At 44.1% G+C, this 18,842-nt stretch carries 15 protein-coding genes; 7 read left to right on the top strand and 8 right to left on the bottom strand.

All coding sequences use genetic code 11. The features are described from left to right. Nucleotides 1-155: 155 nt before the first annotated feature. Nucleotides 156-332, bottom strand: coding sequence for an HNH endonuclease (locus BJP34_RS49025; protein ID WP_083305236.1), 177 nt, complete (start codon nt 330-332; stop codon nt 156-158). A 592-nt stretch (nt 333-924) separates the two neighbouring features. Next, complete coding sequence (locus BJP34_RS17870; protein WP_070391308.1) at nt 925-2,253, bottom strand: IS701 family transposase; 1,329 nt, start codon at nt 2,251-2,253, stop codon at nt 925-927. A 1,188-nt stretch (nt 2,254-3,441) separates the two neighbouring features. On the opposite strand from BJP34_RS17870, the gene BJP34_RS17875 reads away from it, so the two are divergent. The 4 genes from BJP34_RS17875 to BJP34_RS49035 all read left to right on the top strand — a co-directional run bounded on the left by BJP34_RS17875 (nt 3,442) and on the right by BJP34_RS49035 (nt 4,559). Then, nucleotides 3,442-3,660 carry a hypothetical protein gene (locus BJP34_RS17875; RefSeq protein ID WP_070393509.1) on the top strand — a complete coding sequence of 73 codons (219 nt, stop codon included), beginning with the start codon at nt 3,442-3,444 and terminating at the stop codon, nt 3,658-3,660. 302 nt (nt 3,661-3,962) lie between these two features. Continuing rightward, nucleotides 3,963-4,085 (top strand): hypothetical protein, encoded by a 123-nt coding sequence (locus tag BJP34_RS49030; protein ID WP_267876298.1) that lies wholly within the window; start codon nt 3,963-3,965, stop codon nt 4,083-4,085. A gap of 2 nt (nt 4,086-4,087) precedes the next feature. Then, nucleotides 4,088-4,387: a hypothetical protein gene (locus tag BJP34_RS37110; protein ID WP_083305237.1), complete on the top strand. Its 300-nt coding sequence runs from the start codon at nt 4,088-4,090 to the stop codon at nt 4,385-4,387. A 49-nt stretch (nt 4,388-4,436) separates the two neighbouring features. Further along, nucleotides 4,437-4,559 carry a hypothetical protein gene (locus BJP34_RS49035; RefSeq protein WP_267876299.1) on the top strand — a complete coding sequence of 41 codons (123 nt, stop codon included), beginning with the start codon at nt 4,437-4,439 and terminating at the stop codon, nt 4,557-4,559. 53 nt (nt 4,560-4,612) lie between these two features. Here the strand turns inward: BJP34_RS49035 and BJP34_RS17880 are convergent, their stop codons facing one another. Continuing rightward, nucleotides 4,613-11,380 carry a translocation/assembly module TamB domain-containing protein gene (locus BJP34_RS17880; RefSeq protein WP_070393510.1) on the bottom strand — a complete coding sequence of 2,256 codons (6,768 nt, stop codon included), beginning with the start codon at nt 11,378-11,380 and terminating at the stop codon, nt 4,613-4,615. A 1,228-nt stretch (nt 11,381-12,608) separates the two neighbouring features. Here BJP34_RS17880 and BJP34_RS17885 point away from each other — a divergent pair. After that, the gene (locus tag BJP34_RS17885; protein WP_070393511.1) at nt 12,609-13,256 is read left to right on the top strand and encodes a DUF3318 domain-containing protein; all 648 of its coding nucleotides are present in this window, start codon (nt 12,609-12,611) and stop codon (nt 13,254-13,256) included. Between the two features lie 442 nt (nt 13,257-13,698). On the opposite strand, the gene BJP34_RS17895 is transcribed toward BJP34_RS17885, so the two are convergent. Further along, a complete protein-coding gene (locus BJP34_RS17895; protein WP_070396740.1) occupies nt 13,699-14,478 on the bottom strand; it encodes a 7-carboxy-7-deazaguanine synthase QueE in 780 nt (259 codons plus the stop codon). A 115-nt stretch (nt 14,479-14,593) separates the two neighbouring features. On the opposite strand from BJP34_RS17895, the gene BJP34_RS17900 reads away from it, so the two are divergent. Continuing rightward, entirely contained in the window at nt 14,594-15,583 is a 990-nt protein-coding gene (locus BJP34_RS17900) for a sugar transferase (RefSeq protein ID WP_070396741.1), read from the top strand. A 391-nt stretch (nt 15,584-15,974) separates the two neighbouring features. Next, the gene (locus BJP34_RS17905; protein ID WP_324610940.1) at nt 15,975-16,445 is read left to right on the top strand and encodes an ATP-binding protein; all 471 of its coding nucleotides are present in this window, start codon (nt 15,975-15,977) and stop codon (nt 16,443-16,445) included. On the opposite strand, the gene BJP34_RS17910 is transcribed toward BJP34_RS17905, so the two are convergent. The 4 genes from BJP34_RS17910 to BJP34_RS43580 all read right to left on the bottom strand — a co-directional run bounded on the left by BJP34_RS17910 (nt 16,442) and on the right by BJP34_RS43580 (nt 18,787). Continuing rightward, nucleotides 16,442-17,329: a hypothetical protein gene (locus BJP34_RS17910; RefSeq protein ID WP_070393513.1), complete on the bottom strand. Its 888-nt coding sequence runs from the start codon at nt 17,327-17,329 to the stop codon at nt 16,442-16,444. The genes BJP34_RS17905 and BJP34_RS17910 overlap by 4 nt on opposite strands. A 235-nt stretch (nt 17,330-17,564) precedes the next feature. Further along, nucleotides 17,565-18,074 (bottom strand): hypothetical protein, encoded by a 510-nt coding sequence (locus BJP34_RS17915; RefSeq protein WP_070393514.1) that lies wholly within the window; start codon nt 18,072-18,074, stop codon nt 17,565-17,567. A gap of 321 nt (nt 18,075-18,395) precedes the next feature. Continuing rightward, the gene (locus tag BJP34_RS47610; RefSeq protein WP_229423921.1) at nt 18,396-18,557 is read right to left on the bottom strand and encodes a hypothetical protein; all 162 of its coding nucleotides are present in this window, start codon (nt 18,555-18,557) and stop codon (nt 18,396-18,398) included. A 65-nt stretch (nt 18,558-18,622) separates the two neighbouring features. After that, the gene (locus BJP34_RS43580) at nt 18,623-18,787 is read right to left on the bottom strand and encodes a hypothetical protein (protein WP_158517278.1); all 165 of its coding nucleotides are present in this window, start codon (nt 18,785-18,787) and stop codon (nt 18,623-18,625) included. Between the last annotated feature and the right edge of the window lie 55 nt (nt 18,788-18,842).

Consider the following 18,842-nt stretch of genomic DNA (forward strand, 5'->3'; position numbering starts at 1 on the left):
TTGCTTTTAATACCACTTCTGATCTGGATACCCGCAGGCAGTTTCCATTAAACTAAGCCAGTGAGTCACTCCACTGATTCGTCTCCAGAACCGTACGTGACAATGCACGTATCATACGGCTCCTCATTACAGTACAATCCTTGACAGTGGCTCCTCTAAAACGGATTTTCATCTAATTCGTTAGAACTAAGTTTCTTTCCGTGTTTGGTATCGTGACAATGCAGGTGTAATAATTCCAGAGTTTTATCTTTGTTGTTTCCACCTAGTGCGCGTGGTGTTATGTGATGCTTTTCCAATAAATCTCCGTCTCTGAAAGTAAGACCGCTCTGCAAAGCCTCCTAATTCTGCCCTGGTGCCAGCAACATTGCTGCGAGGTTTCCGCCCGCAAGGCCGTTGGCCTCGCTCTGCGAATGGTGTGGCCAAGGTAGGGTCTCACCTGTCTCCTCAGGGGTGGAACTACCCAGATCCAGAAGATAGTTAGGAATTTTGAGGTTGGTACTTCGCGACTCCCCTAACCACTACCCCTCTAGTTTCTAGAGGCTCTTGCTTAGAACGATCCGCACTTCATTATCACCTCTACACTGCTCTATAAAACTGATACAAAGAGTCACTTAACGTGACCATCTGATCATGTTTAATTACTGCTGACCCTGAGACCGTCGGCGGTTACTCACCCACAGGAATTAAAGTCAAGACAACCGTATTTCTGGCTCCTTATAATTGGGTTTAAATCTCGATATTCCAAAAATCCAAACTCCAGTTAAAACACCATCTGCTCCTGCGTGTTGAACCATCATCTTTTTCTGTTTGTTATTAAGTTTGAGCTTTGTTGTGATGGATCTCATCTGTGTGTTTTGAGAGTAGACTAGCATACTATCCCTCTTCTGTCACTCTCCGAATTCAATGATTAACAAATAAGTCAGATTATCCAGAATTAAAAAAGAATTGATATTGATTAATTTCACTAATTAGCTGATTCAATCCCAGCAATAATTTACTATTAGGCAAAATATCTAACCAGGGAAAAATAATCCATAACATCATAATTGGTTGAATCAGTAAACGAAAATTGTTTAACACATTCTTCCATCCACCTTTATGATTCCATTGTTGATGATTACTCACCTGGATATCATCAGCATCTTTCACCTTATTGGCTACTTCTGTCGATTTATTTAAAGATAAAAAAGCTGGAGAATTTAAACTAATCATGGTGTACACACAAAAAATTATTTCCCACCATTTTTCGATATCCTTAAACTTAGTAAAACGGTAATCTGTCCATCCTAATTCTTGTTTACACTGACGAAAAGCATACTCTACCCATGTTCTTAATCCATACAAATCTCCCAAGATTTTCTTGAGATTACCTTTCAAATTAGTCATCACAAAAGATGTTCCATTCTCTGGCATAGTTTTTGGGTCTGTGGTTATTTCCCAGTAAGTTATGGCTCTCTTTTTTCCATATACTATTTCTCTAATGTATCTAGTTTCGGATTTTTGATTACTAAATGTTCTGGTAAATTTACACCACTTATTCGCTCTAACCCTCTGTTCACTTGGCATCCAGACTCCATGATTACTCCTAATTGCTACTACATAAGACAATTTAGTTTTCTCTAATGTTCTAATAAACTGGCTACTTTCACCATACAGACTATCCGCTAATACTCGTTCTATATTTAATCCTTCTTCTACTAATTCTTCTAGGATTTCTGAGGCTAACTCTATTTTAGTTTTGTACTTATCTTCCCATTTTAATGTTCCTCTTGGTTTGAAGATTTTGCCTACCAATGGAAATGTTATATTTTGATACACCCCGTAAGCATTAACTGACACTATTCCATTATCTACTTTTCCGATACTTCCTAGATATTGCCTTGCTACATAGTCCGTTTTTTTCCCTTTCTTTCTATCCCCGGTTTCATCAATTATTACCGTGATTTTTTCCGAGTTTAATGCTTTGAGCATCCGACTTAATCTTCGGGATTTTAATTCAGTCGCTGACCAAGGAGAATTGGCTAAAAAATGATGGAGTGACTGAGCAGATTTTATGCCTACTACCTTAGCTATTTCTGGTAGCGACTTTCTCTTTATCGGTGAGATTATTCCTAAATGTAAATATTTGAAACATTCATAACTTCTTACTTCTGAAAACAGGTCTTTATAAGCCTCACAATATTGATCAATAACCGAAACTGTTGGTTGTGCATCTCTGGCACTATGTTTGAGAATCTGTAACTCTACATCCATTGCCCTATCTACTTTTGAGCTACCCAATCTGTTTATTCTCTTATTTTACTGCTCGGAGAGTGACAGAAGAGGGCTATAGCAAGTCTTATACCCATGAGGTACAACTCTCTGGGTTCTAGGGAGCCGGGAGCCGGGAGCCGGGAGCCGGGAGCCGGGAGCCGGGAGCCGGGAGCCGGGAGCCGGGAGCCGGGAGCCGGGAGCCGGGAGCCAGGATAAGGGAGCCGGGAGCCGGGAGCCGGGAGCCGGGAGCCGGGAGCCAGGATAAGGGAAGAGGGCAAAAATAATGTGTACCTCATAGCTATGACAAACACTATCTATAGATAGGCTGCTTAATAACTTTTGGTATTCTATCGTTATTCTTTGATAAAGTCAACACTATTTTTTTTTGGTAAGAAAATAGTTATAATGTAGACAGCACAAGGAATATAGCTCTCATTTTTCGTAAAAAACACTCCTATTCCTTAAGATTAAGTTTCATAAATTATTGTATTCAATCAATAACTTGATGGCTAATTTTTACCAGGGTAAGCTCATCTAATTTAGGTAAAAAGGTACTTGACAAAAGTATCAAAATAGTATCCTTTATAGCTAGCAGGGAACAAAGCTTGTAACATATAGCAATCCTAAATCATTTCTAAAATCACTGGAATTCTTAAAAAATAGCTGCAAATAGGGTATAACGTGCCTTCTGGCTTCTGCATCCTGCCTTAAAGCAGCCGATCTGAGGGGGTGACAACCAAGCCAGAAGCCTTATGGATTAGCAATTAGAGCGACTTGTGGTAAAAAAATAATGCTGACGGGGTGACAAGGAAGCTAGAAGGTAGACTGAATCAGAGTCATAGCTCTTTAGTTGCCAAATCAAATCCCACTACTTGTTTGGTTTTAGTAATTTTTATACCTCGCCGTAGGCGACGCTTTCGGCAAAGCCCGAAAGCGAACGAAGATAAAAAGCTATTCCTGGCTTTAACCCTAACTGTTGTAACTGAGTCCAAATTTGGCTTTCTTGTTCAATGAAATGATTCTTTTTGGCTCTTCCGTACTTGTTATGTTAAATTAACACTTTGAGTAAGGGAGCAGGGATCACGGAGCAGTGGAAAGAGGCAGTATTTAGAAAGATTTGTTAATTAAATAGCCTCAGAACCCTGTCTTGATGCAAAGCGCTCATGGGGGAAACCACGGCAGTCGCTCATGGGGGAAACCACGGCAGTCGCTCATGGGGGAGACCACGGCAGTCGCTCATGGTTTGAAGTTACCGTAAGACAGGGCTCCCGTCAGGCAATAAACAACACCATGTATACCCTTTATGCACGGGGTTACGCCCAAATTTACGAGTGGAGCCCCCTTCAAGCAACTGACATTCCTGGGGAATTCATGACGGTAATGACCAAGTACTTAATGCTGGGTTAAGGGCTTAAATTTTGGGGGGGTTTCCCCCCCTGGCCAAAGGCCAATCACATCGGAGCACGTCCGGATGGGTTTACAAAGTTGAGACATAAGTAACAATTCCTAGCCGTGGAAAGGATTTCTGCGGCTATTTTTTTTGGTTATTATTTTTTAGGGAACAGGGAACAGGGAATAGGGAATAGGGAATAGGGAGCAGGGAGCAGAGAATAAAAATTATCAAAATTTATTTAGGTAATCTAGATCTCTTGATAGCCTTTCTCGCAGTTATGAGGTATAGTCTTCTTTGACGTTGATTCCCTGTCTTGATGCAGCGCATCCCTATTCCCTATTCCTTCTTCTGTGTTCCCTATTCCCTGTTCCCTGTTCCCTGTACCCGATTCCCGATTCCCGATTCCCGATTCCCGACTCCCGACTATAACAACGTTTAAAAATGAAAAAATACATCACTACGTTATTGCTGTTGCTAACATTATCTTTTGCCTTTGCACCTCCCGCTGTTGCTTTCTCCTACTGCCGCACTAAAAATAACAACCGGATTTGCATCCTTAGCATTAAGCGGAGTGCTAAGTATCCATGGGAATATCGAGCATCAGTTAGTGTTAATGGCGTTGCTACTCCTATAGAAATATATAATTGTCGCAATCGCATTAGACTTAAGAAAGACAGAACTGTTGTGCCATTTCAACACAACGGTCCAGGAGAACTTATCTGTAGTATTTTTAAAAAATAGTATAAGAAAGGGAACAGGGAACAGGGAATAGGGATAATAGACCCGGTGGGTGGAACGGGCATCTTGCCCGTGGGGTGGAACGGGCATCTTGCCCGTGGTGTGGAACGGGCATCTTGCCCGTGGGGTGGAACGGGGCGGACTATCGCAACGGTGGTTACGAGGCGGAAAATGAGGGCAAGTCCGCCCCTAACACACCCTACGCACTAAATTCTAAATGATAGCTAATCAAAATTGCAATTTATATCTAACTTTTACCTCATTAAACACGTAGTCGTAACTCAATTCAACTGAGGAAGTTTGTCCCAAATCATAAACGGCATCGAAGGTTGGGTAAACCTGTAAATCAGCTAATCCGATGGATCTCCCGACATTACTGACTCTTTCTTCAACGGTGAATAAAATATTTTTGATAATTGGTCCAACAACATACTTAGTAATCACTAACTCAGCTATTTCTCGTTGATTGCTGTTAGCGATAGTTTCAAATTGGGTAATAAAATTGTTACCCAGCAGAGCGATAATGCCACTTTCACTCCGAGGAGGAGTACTGGATAAGGTTACGATGGGAGAAAATAGAAACGCTTTTTCCTCACTATTAGCTATAGCTTCGCCATAAACACATTCAGCAAGCTGTTGAAATTGTTGCCGAGACAAGATGGTTGTTTTTGAACCAAGTTTAGCTAGTCCCCTATCTTGTCCACTAGTAACAATTTGCTGATCAGCACAATAATCTTTCTCTCCTCCTAGGGCAAGGATTTGACTAGTTTGACCTTTGATGGCGAGGGTTATCTTCACTTGGTCGGGTCGAGAAGACTGCAGCACATTCTCAAGGATTTCGTTATCAATCCGTCTTTGACGTAAGGCACCAGAAGGCTCAAAGGCTATGGTGATAAACTTAAGATCTAAATTGGGATTGAGTAATCCCTGTTCTGGTACAAATACAATGGTGTTATTGTGCCGCCTGTCTGAAACAAATTCGGTTTCTAATACATCAACTTCCCAACGTCGTAGCGTAATTGTTCCCAATCCTTGTAAGTTTTGGAGATTGCCATTGATAGGACCGTTGAGGGTTAAATCACCAGCTAGTCGAATATCATATATGGGAAACTGTTGCACTCTTAACTCATTTACCAAATTTACCTGAAAGTTCTTTAACCTAGGCACAAATAGATTATTTTGGCGACTAGGGGCTAATGAGGGAGTCTGATTAGACGTATTCTTAACGCTTTTTTCGTCACTTGCCTCGGTCTTGCTTTCCTGTATCTTCGGTATAAAGGCTTGGCCATTTTCTAAGTTAATGTTTCCTCCAATAACTGGACGCAATGCTGAACCCGTAATCACGATATTACTGGCTACTCCCCCTTCATAGAGCCCTGCTAACTTTAGGTTATCTTTAGGAATTTTCAGGGTTAGGGGATTGGAGGAGTTTATCTTATTTGAGGCTATCGGCAATTCTCCAGACAGGGAGAATCCAATCCCTGCTAGGTTACCCTCGAGAGTTTTTTGACCTTCTTTATCGGGATAGTTTACTACTTCCAAGCGTTGCTGATCTAACTTAACCTTGCCTACAACATTGAGGGTGAAGTCATCCTCTAACAGCTTAGTTTTGAGAGTGCCATTCTGGATATTAACCTCAGATGTTCCTGATAAGTCTTTAATTTTGATACCATCTGCTAACTCCAAACGTCCACTAACATCCAGTTCTATATCAGCGGTTCTATCCTCTCCATTCACCCATGCCACTTGTTGTTGAGTCACTACACCAAGGAGTGCCATGGCTGGAGTTGCCAGCTTGAGGTTGATATCGATGCGATCGCTATTGGGTTTGGGGGGAAAAGGAACTTTACCAGAGGCTTGTAGATAATCTGGTTTGTTGGTGTCAAAGTCAAGACGAGAATCAACATAGTCGAAAGTCACCTCAACATCATCAAGGGAGGTATCATTCACGGAGCCATCTACAAAAGCGACTTGCCCATTGGTGACTTGGGGATTGGTGAGACTACCTCCCAGTTCGCCTTTAGCATTCAAGTTACCTGCAATGTCAAAGGGAATAGTGACAAAGTTGCTGACTAAGTTGCTTACTGTCTCTAAAGATAAATTCTGGAGGAGGAAGTCTCCGGAGTTGCTTTCTTGGGCAAGCTGTCCTTGAAATGCTAAGACTGTTTCCCCCAATTTCATTCGGGCTGGCTGCACAGTAATCACACCTTGGTCATAACTTCCTTTAGCAACCAATTGGTTGACCACAATTACTTGATTGGGGGAATTAGCATACCACTGCCAATTGTTGCCCTCGACATTAAAATTGACTTTAGGATTAGTCAAGATTCCGGCAACTGCAATTTCCCCAGTATACTTACCTCGAATATCTAAATTACTCAGGAGTGTAGTAGGATCGAAGGGGTTAGCAACAGCGTCGTTTTGGACATTAATTTTAGCGAGCCGTTGTAGGAGAGTGCCTAGGGAGCCTGCTGGTATAGTACGTAATGGTCGTAATTGGTCAGCGTTGCCAGATTTCTTGTTACTAAATTTATTAGTAGAAGAATTAGTAGTTTGGAATCCTTGGACGATGTCGATAATATCAACACGTTTGACAATAGTCAGTAGGTCTTCAATATAGGCTTCTGGAATAGTAAGCTTGCCGTTTATTTCTTGAGACTTGAGATTAAATCGACCATTTTTGAATAAATATCGACTGTTGCCTAAGATTAAAGCAGCTGATGCGATCTGGGCAATGTCATCTTGATAGGAGAAGTTAGCACTAACTTGTTTAGCGTTTATTTCTCCGAGAGCAAGTTGCTTAATTTCGATAGTATTACGACCAGAGGTTTCTAGGGTGAAAAGATTCAGGTTAGCTTGCCCTGTTACCTCACCCTGCAATTTACCGGGAATACCGTAGGTCAAACCAGGCTTAAGATTAAGGCTACCTAGGGAAAAATTCTTGATCTGAGCGGTTAAGTTATCTCCCCGGCGTACTCCTGTGATCAGAATCGGGAATTGTGACCCTTGTCCCTGTTTGAGTGTAAAGGATGTGGGCAGGTAGGGAGCAAGACATTGGTCTCCTCTAGTACAGGGTTGGAGGCGAGTTGCGATCGCATCTTTCTTTCCTCGTAAATCTATGGCTAATTCTTGTCCTGGCGCAACGGTTACTGGCCCAGCTAACACTGGCTCAAAGGTTAAGTCGTTAACCTTCAAATTCGATAGCTTTAGATTCCCGGTCATATTCAAATTCCCAGGTAGGAAGGGAGCTGATAGTAAATTTTTCCCTTGGATGCGACCGTTCAAGTCAGCTTTACCCTTGACCTGAATTTGATACCCTGGGGAAATTTGCTCCAAAGGTAACCGACTCAATAGCAGGTTATAGGGTAATTCACCAAGATCAGAACCAACCTCTAGGTTTAGATCAGTTCCAATCTCCCATGGCATCTGACTAGGGTTGGTTTTGGTGAGATGGGACAGTAGGATTACTCCTTTAGCATTAAAGGAGTGTTTTGGAAACTCTAGCGATATGGTATTTGCTTTAATGGTAGCAATAGCACCAGGATTGAGTAAGGGATTGAGGTTTCCGGATAAATTCAGTTGACTGTTGACCGGTCCTAGCTCTAGTGTTTGGTTACCCAGCTCCGGTAATAACTGACTAACCAGTAAGGAGGAATCAAGATTAGTGGTATTGATGGCAGCTTGCCATAGACCGTTGCTGAGGGTGCTATTGAGGTTAAGTTTCCCTTGGGCTATTACTCCGTTAAGGTCTGCTTGTAGGTCAGTCTGATTCAGTAGAGTTGGCGGGTCTAGAGTGTTAAGTTGGCTCTTTAACGTGACTTTCCCCCCGATTTGGGTATCGATAGAGTTTGGAAAGTTAGCCAAGGCCATTTGGGATGCGATTTCCCCTACATCCAGGCTGTTTGCGATCGCATCCGCAGTCAGCACCCCAGAGCTTAACTGACCGATAGCATTAACGTCACCACCACCTACACCTAGGTTTCCATCAAAGCTAGCCTGAATTGCCTTGAGTAGGTCGAGGTTAAATGATGAGCCGAAAGCGAGTAGAGACTCTAGAGAACTAGAAAGCTTAGCGTTACCTGACTTGAGAGCTATCGGTAGGGTTAGATTAGGAATACTATTAGTCAAATTAATTTGACCAGCTAATGCATTGACATCCAGATTCCCTGACTTTAACTGACCTTTGGCATTAACTTGACCATCAGCGACTCCTAAGTTTCCCTCAAAATTGGCATCGATAGTATTTAGGCTTTTCAAGTCCCCAGTCAAGCCAGAGGCGAGAAAAGATGCTATCGTTCCGGAAAGATTAAGCTGACCCGACCGTAGCGCTACTGGTATGGTCAAATTGGGCACTAGGGGATTGAGGTTAATTTGACCCGCTCTCCCATTGACATCCAGATTCCCTGACTTTAACTGGCCTTTAGCATTAACTTGACCATCAGCGACCCCTAAGTTTCCCTGAAAATTGGCGTTGATAGTATTGAGGCTTTTCAAGTCCTGATTCAAAGCAGAGGTAAGCAGGGATGCCAGGGTTCCAGAAAGATTAAGCTGACCCGACCGTAGCGCCACTGGTATGGTCAAATTGGGCACTAGGGGATTGAGCTTAATTTGACCCGCTAATGCATTGACATCTAGATTTCCTGAATTTAACTGGCCTTTGGCATTAACTTGACCATCAGCGACACCTAAGTTTCCCTCAAAATTGGCGTTGATAGTATTTAGGCTGTTGAAATCCTGATTCAAGGCAGAGGCGAGCAGAGATGCTATCGTTCCGGAAAGATTAAGCTGACCTGACCGTAGCGCTACTGGTATGGCCAACGTGGGAACTAAGGGATTGAGCTGAATTTGACCCGCTAATGCATTAACATCCAGATTCCCTGAATTTAGCTGACCTGTAGCATTCACCTTGCCCCCACCCACCCCGACCAACCCATTAAAATTGGCATCGATAGTATTGATCAGGCTATTGAGGTTGGGAGTTGAGCCAGAGGATAGCAGAGACTCCAGAGAACCAGAAAGGTTGATTTTGCCAGAATCCAAACCAATCGGTAAACCCAACTTGGGCACTAGCTTATTCAGTTGAATTTTAGAGGCTCTGGCCTCCAATTCCACCATGCCCCGATTTACCTGACCTGTAGCCTTCACCTTACCCCCTTCTACCCCCAGCTGCATATCTCCCGTTGCCTTAATAGATTTAGGAGAAAAGGATTTGAGACTACCAGAGAGGTTGATTTTCCCTGTGGTCAACTGTCCCGACAGGGGTAAGAAGGGGTCTAGAGGCACAGCGTTAGCCACTACAGCAGCTTCCCACTTACTCGTTTTAAGGTTTCCTGTACCCGTGGCAGTAATTGTCCCTTTACCGACCTTGACCTGGGTGTTACGCAGTAAAATATTCTGATTGAGCAACAGGAGTTCTCCAGCACCAGAAACCCCGATATCCTTTGAAGATGAAGTGGATAGGGCTGGTGCTTGCCAAATTAGACTCCCTTGGGGGTTTTGAGTGTTTCCTCTAATGGTAGCTTGGGCGTCGAGGTTGCCCAGGGTAATCTGAGATAGCAGGTTATTGGGAGATGCGTTGGCGTAGCCGCTCCTGCGGAGCATCGCATCCACCGGAAGGGCAGCAATAAAATCGAAGGCTAGAGGCATTGCCTGCCCTTTAGTTCCCCCTTGCTGGTCACTAGCCAGTTTTACCTGACCACGCCCAGTAATTTTCCCACCAGCCTCAGGTTTTACTAAGAAATCCGTCAGGACCACTTGGGAAAAATTCCCAGCCAAGTCAGCCCGAATCTGAGCCAACTTAACCTTATCTATGGTGGTCACTTTAGTATTGCGTAGTTTGCCAGTCACCTCTGGCTGGTCAATTGGACCGGTAATCGATAACTCCGCAGCCATTTCCCCATTTACTGGCACTGGGGATTTAACCGGAATAGTTTTGAGCAGTTTCGCCAAGCTAAAGGGTGTGACCTCAACATTCAGGTCAAACCCTTTTGTCCAACCAACTTGACCAGATACCAACGCCTCAATTGCGCCATAACTCCCCTGAGTTTTTTCCAAGCGCACCCGGTCTCCCTGGAAGCGCAGTCTAGCGCTAGCCTTCACCGGTTCCTTCAACGGGTTTACTTGCACCTGAATCCCTTTAAATTCCGCCTTACCCTTGACATCGGGAATGTCCTTAATCGAAGGCAGGGAAATATTCAGTTTGGCATCTAATTCACCAGATTGGAGATTAGCTGGGATATTGGGAATAACCGCTTTGATTAACGGCATCAGCTCCGCCAATGCCAAGTTTTGGACGTTGACCCTAGCTTTAGTTTGCCCAGTTGTCAGCCATGTCTTGCCCTTCAGTTTGGTCTTACCCTCAGCAATAGCAGTTGTGATACTATACTTGAGACGCTTATTTTTGTCAGATAAGCCAGCAGTAGCATCAAGTCTTACCTTGAATGGACTAGTCTGACCATAGGGTAAGAGGGAAATTTTACCATTCCAAACCCGCACCTTAGCATCAAAATCAATCGGAGGAGAGAAGGAATTATCGAAATTCAAGTCTTTTAAATTAATCCACTCTCCATTTGCCTCTTGTTGGGCATACACATCCACATGTACCAAGTTAATGGTGACAGGCAAAGGGCGTTTTAGAAGCAAAGGCAAGGGATTAAAACCTACTTTGATCTTTTTGATAGCCACATGGTCAGGGTCAGTGGTGGTAGCTGGGATAGAGGATGGTCCCAACTCTAGGCTAGTCAGGTATAGGGCTTTCAGTTGTCCAACCCGTACATCTCGCTGGATAACCTTACTCAGTTCAGTTTCAATCCAGCCAGGTAAGTTTTGGTATAGCCACATCCTGACCCCAAAATATCCCACCAGACCAATGGTCAGGGAGATCATGGCAAAGGTAATAGTAGAGGGGCGTTTTCCCCATTGCAGTACAGTGGCTACAGCACTCCGGCTTTGATTTACCTCTGGTTCAGGGGGAGGATTTTGGGAAGGCTTGGTCATATCCGAATATTAGGATGATTAGAGGATTTGCTGAAAATTATTCCAGATCGGCTGCAATATATTCCGGAAATTGACTGATACAGGGTCGCTAAAATTTTATGGAGGAACTCACAAGCCAAAACCCCGCGTTTTTAAACCACTGGATGTAGGCTCGCAGCGACTTTAGTCGCCTAGAAAAAAACCTAGCAAAATCCGGAATCATCGTTAATGCTGATATAGTCTTAGATATAGGGTACAGGCTGTGAAACCGTTGGCTCAACCGGGGTAGAGAACCGCAATTGATTGACCGTAGGTCACGCTGGGCGAACGCCCATAAAGTAGTAATGCCCGGAGGGAAGGGAGAATCCTCCTTTCTTGATGCAGTCGCTCATGGGGGAAACCCCCTGTTCCCTTGCTGCATCGCTAAAAACCCAATCGTCAATTAACCGTTGGCGTGTGAACCTAGAAGAATCACTTTTGAGATAAAAACGGTGCGCTTGACCCATTAAGAATTAAATTCGCCACGGGTCGCACCGCAAAGTACGGTGGGGTTAGAAGTTACCGTAAGAAGAGTGGAGCCTTTATAGTTAGTTGGCTATGAGTAAACAGTTTTAACCTTTTTGATTAAGGCTCCACTCTTCTAAGGTTTCGTTTCCGGCACACCGAAACTTGAGGAAAAGGAAGGGAAACGGACTTTTAAGGCACTTCCAGTAAGTACTCGTTCGCGTAGCGTCGGCTAAAGCCGATACGCAATCGCGAGAACTGCCCTCTAGGTCTGTCGTGAATTGACTGGGGACTTGGTGTTTTCAAGGGTTTGCGGGTTTTGTACTGTCCTGTTTTTGGCGGCGTCAAATATTGGAACTCGGCGGTTTACGGCGGTTCGTTGATCTAAGAATCCCCGCGTCTAATGACCGGGGAGTGTCAATGGTGAAAATTCTGAAGATAGGGTGATCGGGTAATGGGGATAATTGGTGATGGGTTAATCTGGTTTTTGAGCGGCCAGCCCTGAAACGCTACTATAAACTTAAAGGATAGGAGTAGACATCAATACAGAACAGCAAGACCATGCGATCGCGCTTACTGCCTAGTAGTATCCTTAGGGATTAGTAAGAGCTACTACTGATGCTTGGCTTCCTCGAAGTTTAATGAGTCGAGTAAACAACATCTTGAACTTGGGTAAATCGAATCGGTCGATACTGTCCGGTCACAAACAGCTCAATTTGAACAAGTTTTTTGTAGGAGGATATGAATGACATCCTATGCAGCGTCTTCTGCTAGAGCAGAAATGAGTGAACTCCGACGACTAAAAACCTTACTACCACCAGAGCTACAAAGCTGGGTGATGGTGGAAGGATCCACAGAAGTGAATCCCCCTTTGGTTCGTTGTGAAGAACTGGGTTCAGACGAGGTAGAAATTCAAATTGACCTAACTAAATGGGAGCAGCTCGCCCTTGACCAGCGTAACCTGCTGTTTTGGCATGAAGTTGCCCGGATTCAAAATGACACAATTCCTAAAGAAGGGTGGGAAATGGCAGCCCTAGCCATTGGTTTAGGGGGTGCTGTCGGGGAACTCTGGGTACAAGATGGCTTATTGCTGCTGTTGGCTTTAGCCCTTTGTGGAGTATCAGGTTGGCGACTGTATCAAAAAAACAATGGGGAGAAAAACCTCAAATATGCCATCGAAGCTGACGAAAAAGCGATCGCACTTGCCACTCGCTTCGGCTACACCCTACCCAATGCCTACAAGAGTCTAGGCAGTGCCTTGAAAACCTTAATTGAAATCACCCCTAGTCGTCGTCTACGGCGCAGATACGAAGACCGGCTGTCTGCTCTCAAACGCAGTGCTGCTAAAGCCAAAGCCCAAGCCAAAGCCAAGCGAGAAGGCACAACCATGTAGTGTGATGTCTAGGCAAGACTTAACTGTTGGTTGATGGTTGATGGTTGATGGTTGATTGTTAACTGTTGATTGTTAACTGTTGTTTGTTCACCTTCAACCAAATAACCTTCAACCAAATAACCTACCCAAAGGGAACCCCAAAGGCGAACAACATTTTAGAATTAAGAATTTAGAATTTAGAATTTAGAATTCTACATTCTGCATTCTGAGAAACAACCTACCCAAAGGGAACCCCAAAGGCGAACAACCTTCAACCCCATAACCTACCCAAAGGGAACGCCAAAGGCGAACAACCTTCAACCAAATAACCTTCAACCAAAGAATTTTAAACCAAATAACCTTCAACCAAAGAATTTTAAACCAAATAACCTTCAACCAAATAACCTTCAACCAAATAACCTTCAACCAAATAACCTTCAACCAAATAACCTTCAACAGACCCCTAAAGCTGACCGATCATTTTATGGGTCTGAGGGATCACTCGTACTTGCTTAAGAGAACGCTTCATTAAAACCTGCCAAGCCAGAACCTGCTCCGGAGTAGGAGTAACTATGGGTTGCCCAGAGCCCTCCACCGGAGTCACTGGTTGCAGAAATACTGGAATTTCCGGGCTAAGCGCTGCTACTAAATCGGCAGATTGTTCTAAGTCCGTGGGGTCAGTGTGGTAATCAATAATTAACTTGACAAATACCTCGACAGATGAGTTGTGGCACACCTTCAGAAATTCCCTGTGATCCGCCCATCTGTTCTCTCCACTCACACTGGGCAACTTGATATCCATACCCACTGAATCCAAATAGGGCAAAACCCTTGCTATCTCTTCAGGACGATGACCGCCAGTTTCTAGGTAAATGGGCAATCCAGTTAACTGTCGTAGCTCAGGCAGAAATTCCACCAGAAACGGAGTATGAAGTAAAGGTTCACCCCCAGTCAGGCTAATGCTATCGTGCAATCGATGTTTATTTTGTCTGTCAACCCATTTCAGTAGCGATCGCAAGGGGACTGGATTTGGATAAGTTTCAAAATCACGCTTACCGGGAGTCTGTTCCACCTGACATTGAGGAGGCACAGCCCAGGTATGGAAACTGTCGCAGAAATGACATCTTAGATCACATAGGGCAAACCGGATAAAGATCTGACGAGTGCCAACATTTAGCCCTTCCCCTTGAATAGCAGAAAAAACTTCGATTAGGCGGGCAGTTGGTTGAGTACCACAGGGCATGTTCACATTTTCAAAGATTTCATGATATTTGACTAAATTTTTGCCGAATCGTAACGTTCTAGGACAAAATAATGGTCAAGACTATAGGTTAGAATCTAGCGGTTTTTCTTTTATGATGGTTGATTCAGTCAAGAACCACAATTTCCAGGTAATCTTTTCACAAGATGCTCCCGTGGTGGAATTACCTACTCGTGTAAGTGTACTAGAAGCTGTGGAGTTTAAGCAACTATTTCAGCAGCTTCTCCAAAAAATTCCTCTACCTGAAACAATCATCTTTGATTTTCACCAGACTACTTTTATCGATAGCAGTGGTATCGGTGCATTAGTGAGTAATCACAAAAGCGCCCTAGAACAAGGGGTTAAAACGTTGCTAAAAAATGTCACTCCCCAAGTCATGTCTGTATTGGTCATGACCGGACTAGACCAAAGGTTAGCTATAGAAGCATCAGATAATAATACCACACGAAACACCAACAAATCAGTAAATCACTTACCAACAACCCATCCCTCAGTTAGATCTCCGGTGAAGCGATTAATCGATATTGTCGGTGCAATCGTGGGTTTGGGCATTACTGCTGTTTTGTTTATTCCTCTTGCCCTTGCTATTAAGCTAGATAGCCCTGGTCCGATTTTTTTTGCTCAAATCCGTTGTGGTTGGATGGGAAAGCGGTTTCGGATCTGGAAATTTCGCTCCATGTGTGCTAACGCTGAACAGCTAAAAAAGAAAGTTAAAAATCAAGCTGATGGCAAAGTTTTTAAAAATGAAAATGACCCCAGAATCACCAGAGTGGGTCATTTTTTACGGAAAACCAGCTTAGATGAACTGCCTCAGTTCTGGAATGTTCTCAAAGGAGAGATGAGTTTAGTAGGGACAAGACCACCAACAGTCAATGAAGTAGAAATATATGAGGTTCCGGAGTGGCAACGTTTAAACGTAAAACCGGGTATCACTGGTGAGTGGCAGGTTAATGGACGCTCAAAAATCCGTAGTTTTGAAGATATCATTCAAATGGACTTAAAATACCAACATCACTGGAGCTTAGCCCATGATATCAGACTTATCTTCAAAACTATCCTGGTAGTGCTTCGTAAAGATGGAATGTAGTTTTATGGTTAGATGAGTTTGGACCCCGCACTTTCGCCCCTAGTGGCGAAGGTGATGGTAGTTGATAAAATGCCAGCCTAGCTTACCTTGGAACCGAAAACTAAATGTTCACGAATAGATGACAATAGACCTCTTGGCAAAGTATTTGTCTGATCTTGTCTTTCTCAATTATTGTCCGCTGATCCGAAGTTACCTTGTCCGCAGTTCCCGTAAACTGCGGCGAAGTCTAATGCCATAGACGGTGTAAACACCAGAATTTTTAAAAGTACCATCAAACTCGATCAATTTAGGCTAATATAGTGGTTCCCACTAGACCGATCTGCATCGACTAGATCATCGGAACCTCCGTGTAGCAGAAGAGTCATTGTTGTTTTTCTCTTACAAAATAGTGGTGCTTATTAATAAAACCTGGAAACTCAGTCGGTTGATGTGCAATGGCAAACCGCTTCGAGCATCTCGTCTAATGGTCCAAACAGACTTGAGTGAAGTTAAAGATGTATTACAGTGGTTTGAGGAATTCACTTCTGAACCACTGCCTCAGGAATTTTGGCAACAGTGTCAAATTGCTTTGGTGGAAGGCTTTACTAATGTAGTACGCCATGCTCATCGACATTTACCTAACACTACAGTAATAGAGCTGGAGCTAAAGTTATTTACTGACGGATTAGAAATGCGGCTTTGGGACTATGGACACCCCTTTGATTTCCAATCCAAGCTGGAATCCCTCTACCAAGAGGACTATGACCCTTTAGAAAAAGAAGGAGGTAGAGGGTTGATGTTTATGAATCAGCTGACAGACGAAGTTTCTTACCAACGTCTGTCTGACCAACGTAATTGCCTACTAATGCGTAAATGGTGCTAGATTTCCCCTGCGGCGCGTTCAATTAAGCTACGCGCCAGACTTTGAATGCCAGTGTGTTCGTAATAGTTGGTAGACATATCCAGAAAAGCAGCCAGATAGTCTAACTTGTCATCAGAAAACTCAATAAAACTTTGCAAATTATTAGCGATTTGTTCTGGGGTCACACCTCGGTCAGTAACGAAATCACTCATCCATCCCTTCACCGATTCAAAGCTTTCACCAATAAAGCTGAGCTTGCTCTGGGAATCATCCCCAGGAATCGCATCCTGAATACCTTTGAAACTGCCACTGTGTTCCAACTCGTTGGGAGTTAGACGCTCTAGAGTTGACTGTACTCCCATGATAAAGTCAGGACCAAGGGGAATCAGGCCATCAAAACAAACCAGTGCTGCCATACGCATTATAGATGCGCCACCATAGTCAGCTAAGGCAGCTACAAAGTCACCAATGCTATCTCCAGGCAGACCATTAATTTGGCAAAAGCCGATCAATTCCCCTACCACTTTGATGGACAGATCGATGGTTTGGGCTTTGTCAGCTTTCGGAGTCAAGCTGTTCAAGAAACCCAACAAGGGAATTTTTTCACCAACCTTGTTCGCTAAAGCTGCTGCCCCCAACGCCGTACCAGTGCTATCAATGGTTTGGTAAATCCACAGCGCTCTTTGGTAGCCCTGGGAGCGGTCATTGAACAGATAGACGGCGCGATCGCCAATTTCCTGAATTACCTCTTCGTCTTCTTCACCAGTGATGGCACGAATGGTATTTTCAAATCCCACTAAATTTTCCCACTCTCCAGGCACAACAAAGTCTAGAGACTTCAGCGCCGAGATGGTCAGGTTCTTCGTTGGCAGATCATCAACGATTTCATAAATTGCTTTGCTCACACTCAGACTCCTTTACAATCTGATACTTCTGAGTCATTAGTCTTTGGTCATTAGTCCTTGGTTATTAGTCCTGAGTGACCAACACCGAGTCTGATGGTAGTTACTGATGGTAGTTACTGATGACTAATGACTGATGACTAATGACCTACTCACCCGTGATTCTTGTGATTCTTATGATTCTTGTGATTGAGGATGGTTATTCCCCATTCACCTTTTTTCTTGTAGCATTTATTTCCTAAAGTCGGGAAAGACCACTGAGGTTAAATTTTGCTAACCAGGCTTTGCGATCGCTAGCGGTAAACGACTTATCTCGGGATTGGATCTTTACCTGGTAGCGCTTACCGACCAAAATAGCGGTTTGAGTTGAACCAATTTCCCGGGCTGGATAACCAGCAATGGTTTGACCACTTTGCTGATATTTGGCAGCAGTGGTAGGAGTGCTGCTGGTATCAGAAATTGAGAGAACTGCCACCTCAGTGCCATCTTTCTTCAACTTGGCTTGAGCAAAGCCTTTTTTCTCCTGGGTATATACTCGTTGATAACCGCCGCCTGATGGTGGGAAAAACTTGTTGAATTGAGACCCTTGAGTGGCATTCTTGGTAACAGCCTGACCACTTCTAGCCTGGCTGCTGGCCTGTTGTGCCTGGTCAAAACGAGAGGGCGCTTTTTGAGCGCAGGATGTTACCAGCAATACTATGCTGAGTAACATGGTCGCTAAAATTGCCTTTACACGAGACATAGTCATCGTTTTCTCCTTGAATGATGTATGCTGCTTATTTAGCGAGACTATCTAGGGGAAACCTTACCAGAGCTATCTACAGGTGCGCGCCCGTTCGCGCCCCGGGTCGGCTTTGCCGATAAGCCGCGACCCAAGGCCGGGTTCCCTAGCCATTGGAAAGCGCGCAAAGACCGAATTTAATTCTTAACGCGGAAAGCGCACCTAATCCGGAAAGCGCACTTAACAAAGATTTCCCAAGTGCCCCATGGCTTGGTCAAATAGGTAACCAGTAACAATATCCCACTCTAGGCATAAAACCACTACCCCCTTCTGGTCTTGAGCAACTGGTCACAACGTTCTGCCAAGGTGTACTCCCTGCTTTGTAGACGAAGTCCAAAGCTGAAACACCTGCCAAAGCCATCCTAGAAAATTGTAGTCAATACTTTGCAAAATGGGGAATAGGGAATAGGGAATGGGAAAACGGGAATAGGGAGCAGCGGATCTGGGCATAGGGAACAGCGGATCTGGGCATAGTTATAGCGCTATGCTTAGCGTCAGAAGTTATAAGTCAGAAGTCAAAAATCAGCTCGGACTAAGTTTCGGAGTTTAGAAGCGATGCAGCAAGGGAACAGGGGAGGCAGTGCGGTCTTGGGGAGGCAGCGCGGTCTTGGGGAGGCAGCGCGGTCTTGGGGGTTCCCCCCATGAGCGACTGCCGTGGTTTCCCCCATGAGCGACTGCATCAAGACAATGTCAAACATGTGAATGGGTAGTGCTATAAAAAATTATGTGTACCTT

This window comes from Moorena producens PAL-8-15-08-1 (genome assembly GCF_001767235.1).
GTDB classification, from domain to species: Bacteria; Cyanobacteriota; Cyanobacteriia; order Cyanobacteriales; family Coleofasciculaceae; genus Moorena; species Moorena producens_A.

Excerpts from the sequence above, each read along its gene's own strand:
- BJP34_RS17895 (WP_070396740.1), bottom strand. The coding sequence starts at position 14,478 with ATGCCCTGTGGTACTCAACCAACTGCCCGCCTAATCGAAGTTTTTTCT.
- BJP34_RS17875 (WP_070393509.1), top strand. The coding sequence starts at position 3,442 with ATGGGGGAAACCACGGCAGTCGCTCATGGGGGAGACCACGGCAGTCGC.
- BJP34_RS49030 (WP_267876298.1), top strand. The coding sequence starts at position 3,963 with ATGCAGCGCATCCCTATTCCCTATTCCTTCTTCTGTGTTCCCTATTCC.
- BJP34_RS37110 (WP_083305237.1), top strand. The coding sequence starts at position 4,088 with ATGAAAAAATACATCACTACGTTATTGCTGTTGCTAACATTATCTTTT.
- BJP34_RS17915 (WP_070393514.1), bottom strand. The coding sequence starts at position 18,074 with ATGACTATGTCTCGTGTAAAGGCAATTTTAGCGACCATGTTACTCAGC.
- BJP34_RS17880 (WP_070393510.1), bottom strand. The coding sequence starts at position 11,380 with ATGACCAAGCCTTCCCAAAATCCTCCCCCTGAACCAGAGGTAAATCAA.
- BJP34_RS43580 (WP_158517278.1), bottom strand. The coding sequence starts at position 18,787 with ATGCAGTCGCTCATGGGGGAAACCACGGCAGTCGCTCATGGGGGGAAC.
- BJP34_RS47610 (WP_229423921.1), bottom strand. The coding sequence starts at position 18,557 with ATGCCCAGATCCGCTGCTCCCTATTCCCGTTTTCCCATTCCCTATTCC.
- BJP34_RS17885 (WP_070393511.1), top strand. The coding sequence starts at position 12,609 with ATGACATCCTATGCAGCGTCTTCTGCTAGAGCAGAAATGAGTGAACTC.
- BJP34_RS17870 (WP_070391308.1), bottom strand. The coding sequence starts at position 2,253 with ATGGATGTAGAGTTACAGATTCTCAAACATAGTGCCAGAGATGCACAA.
- BJP34_RS17900 (WP_070396741.1), top strand. The coding sequence starts at position 14,594 with ATGGTTGATTCAGTCAAGAACCACAATTTCCAGGTAATCTTTTCACAA.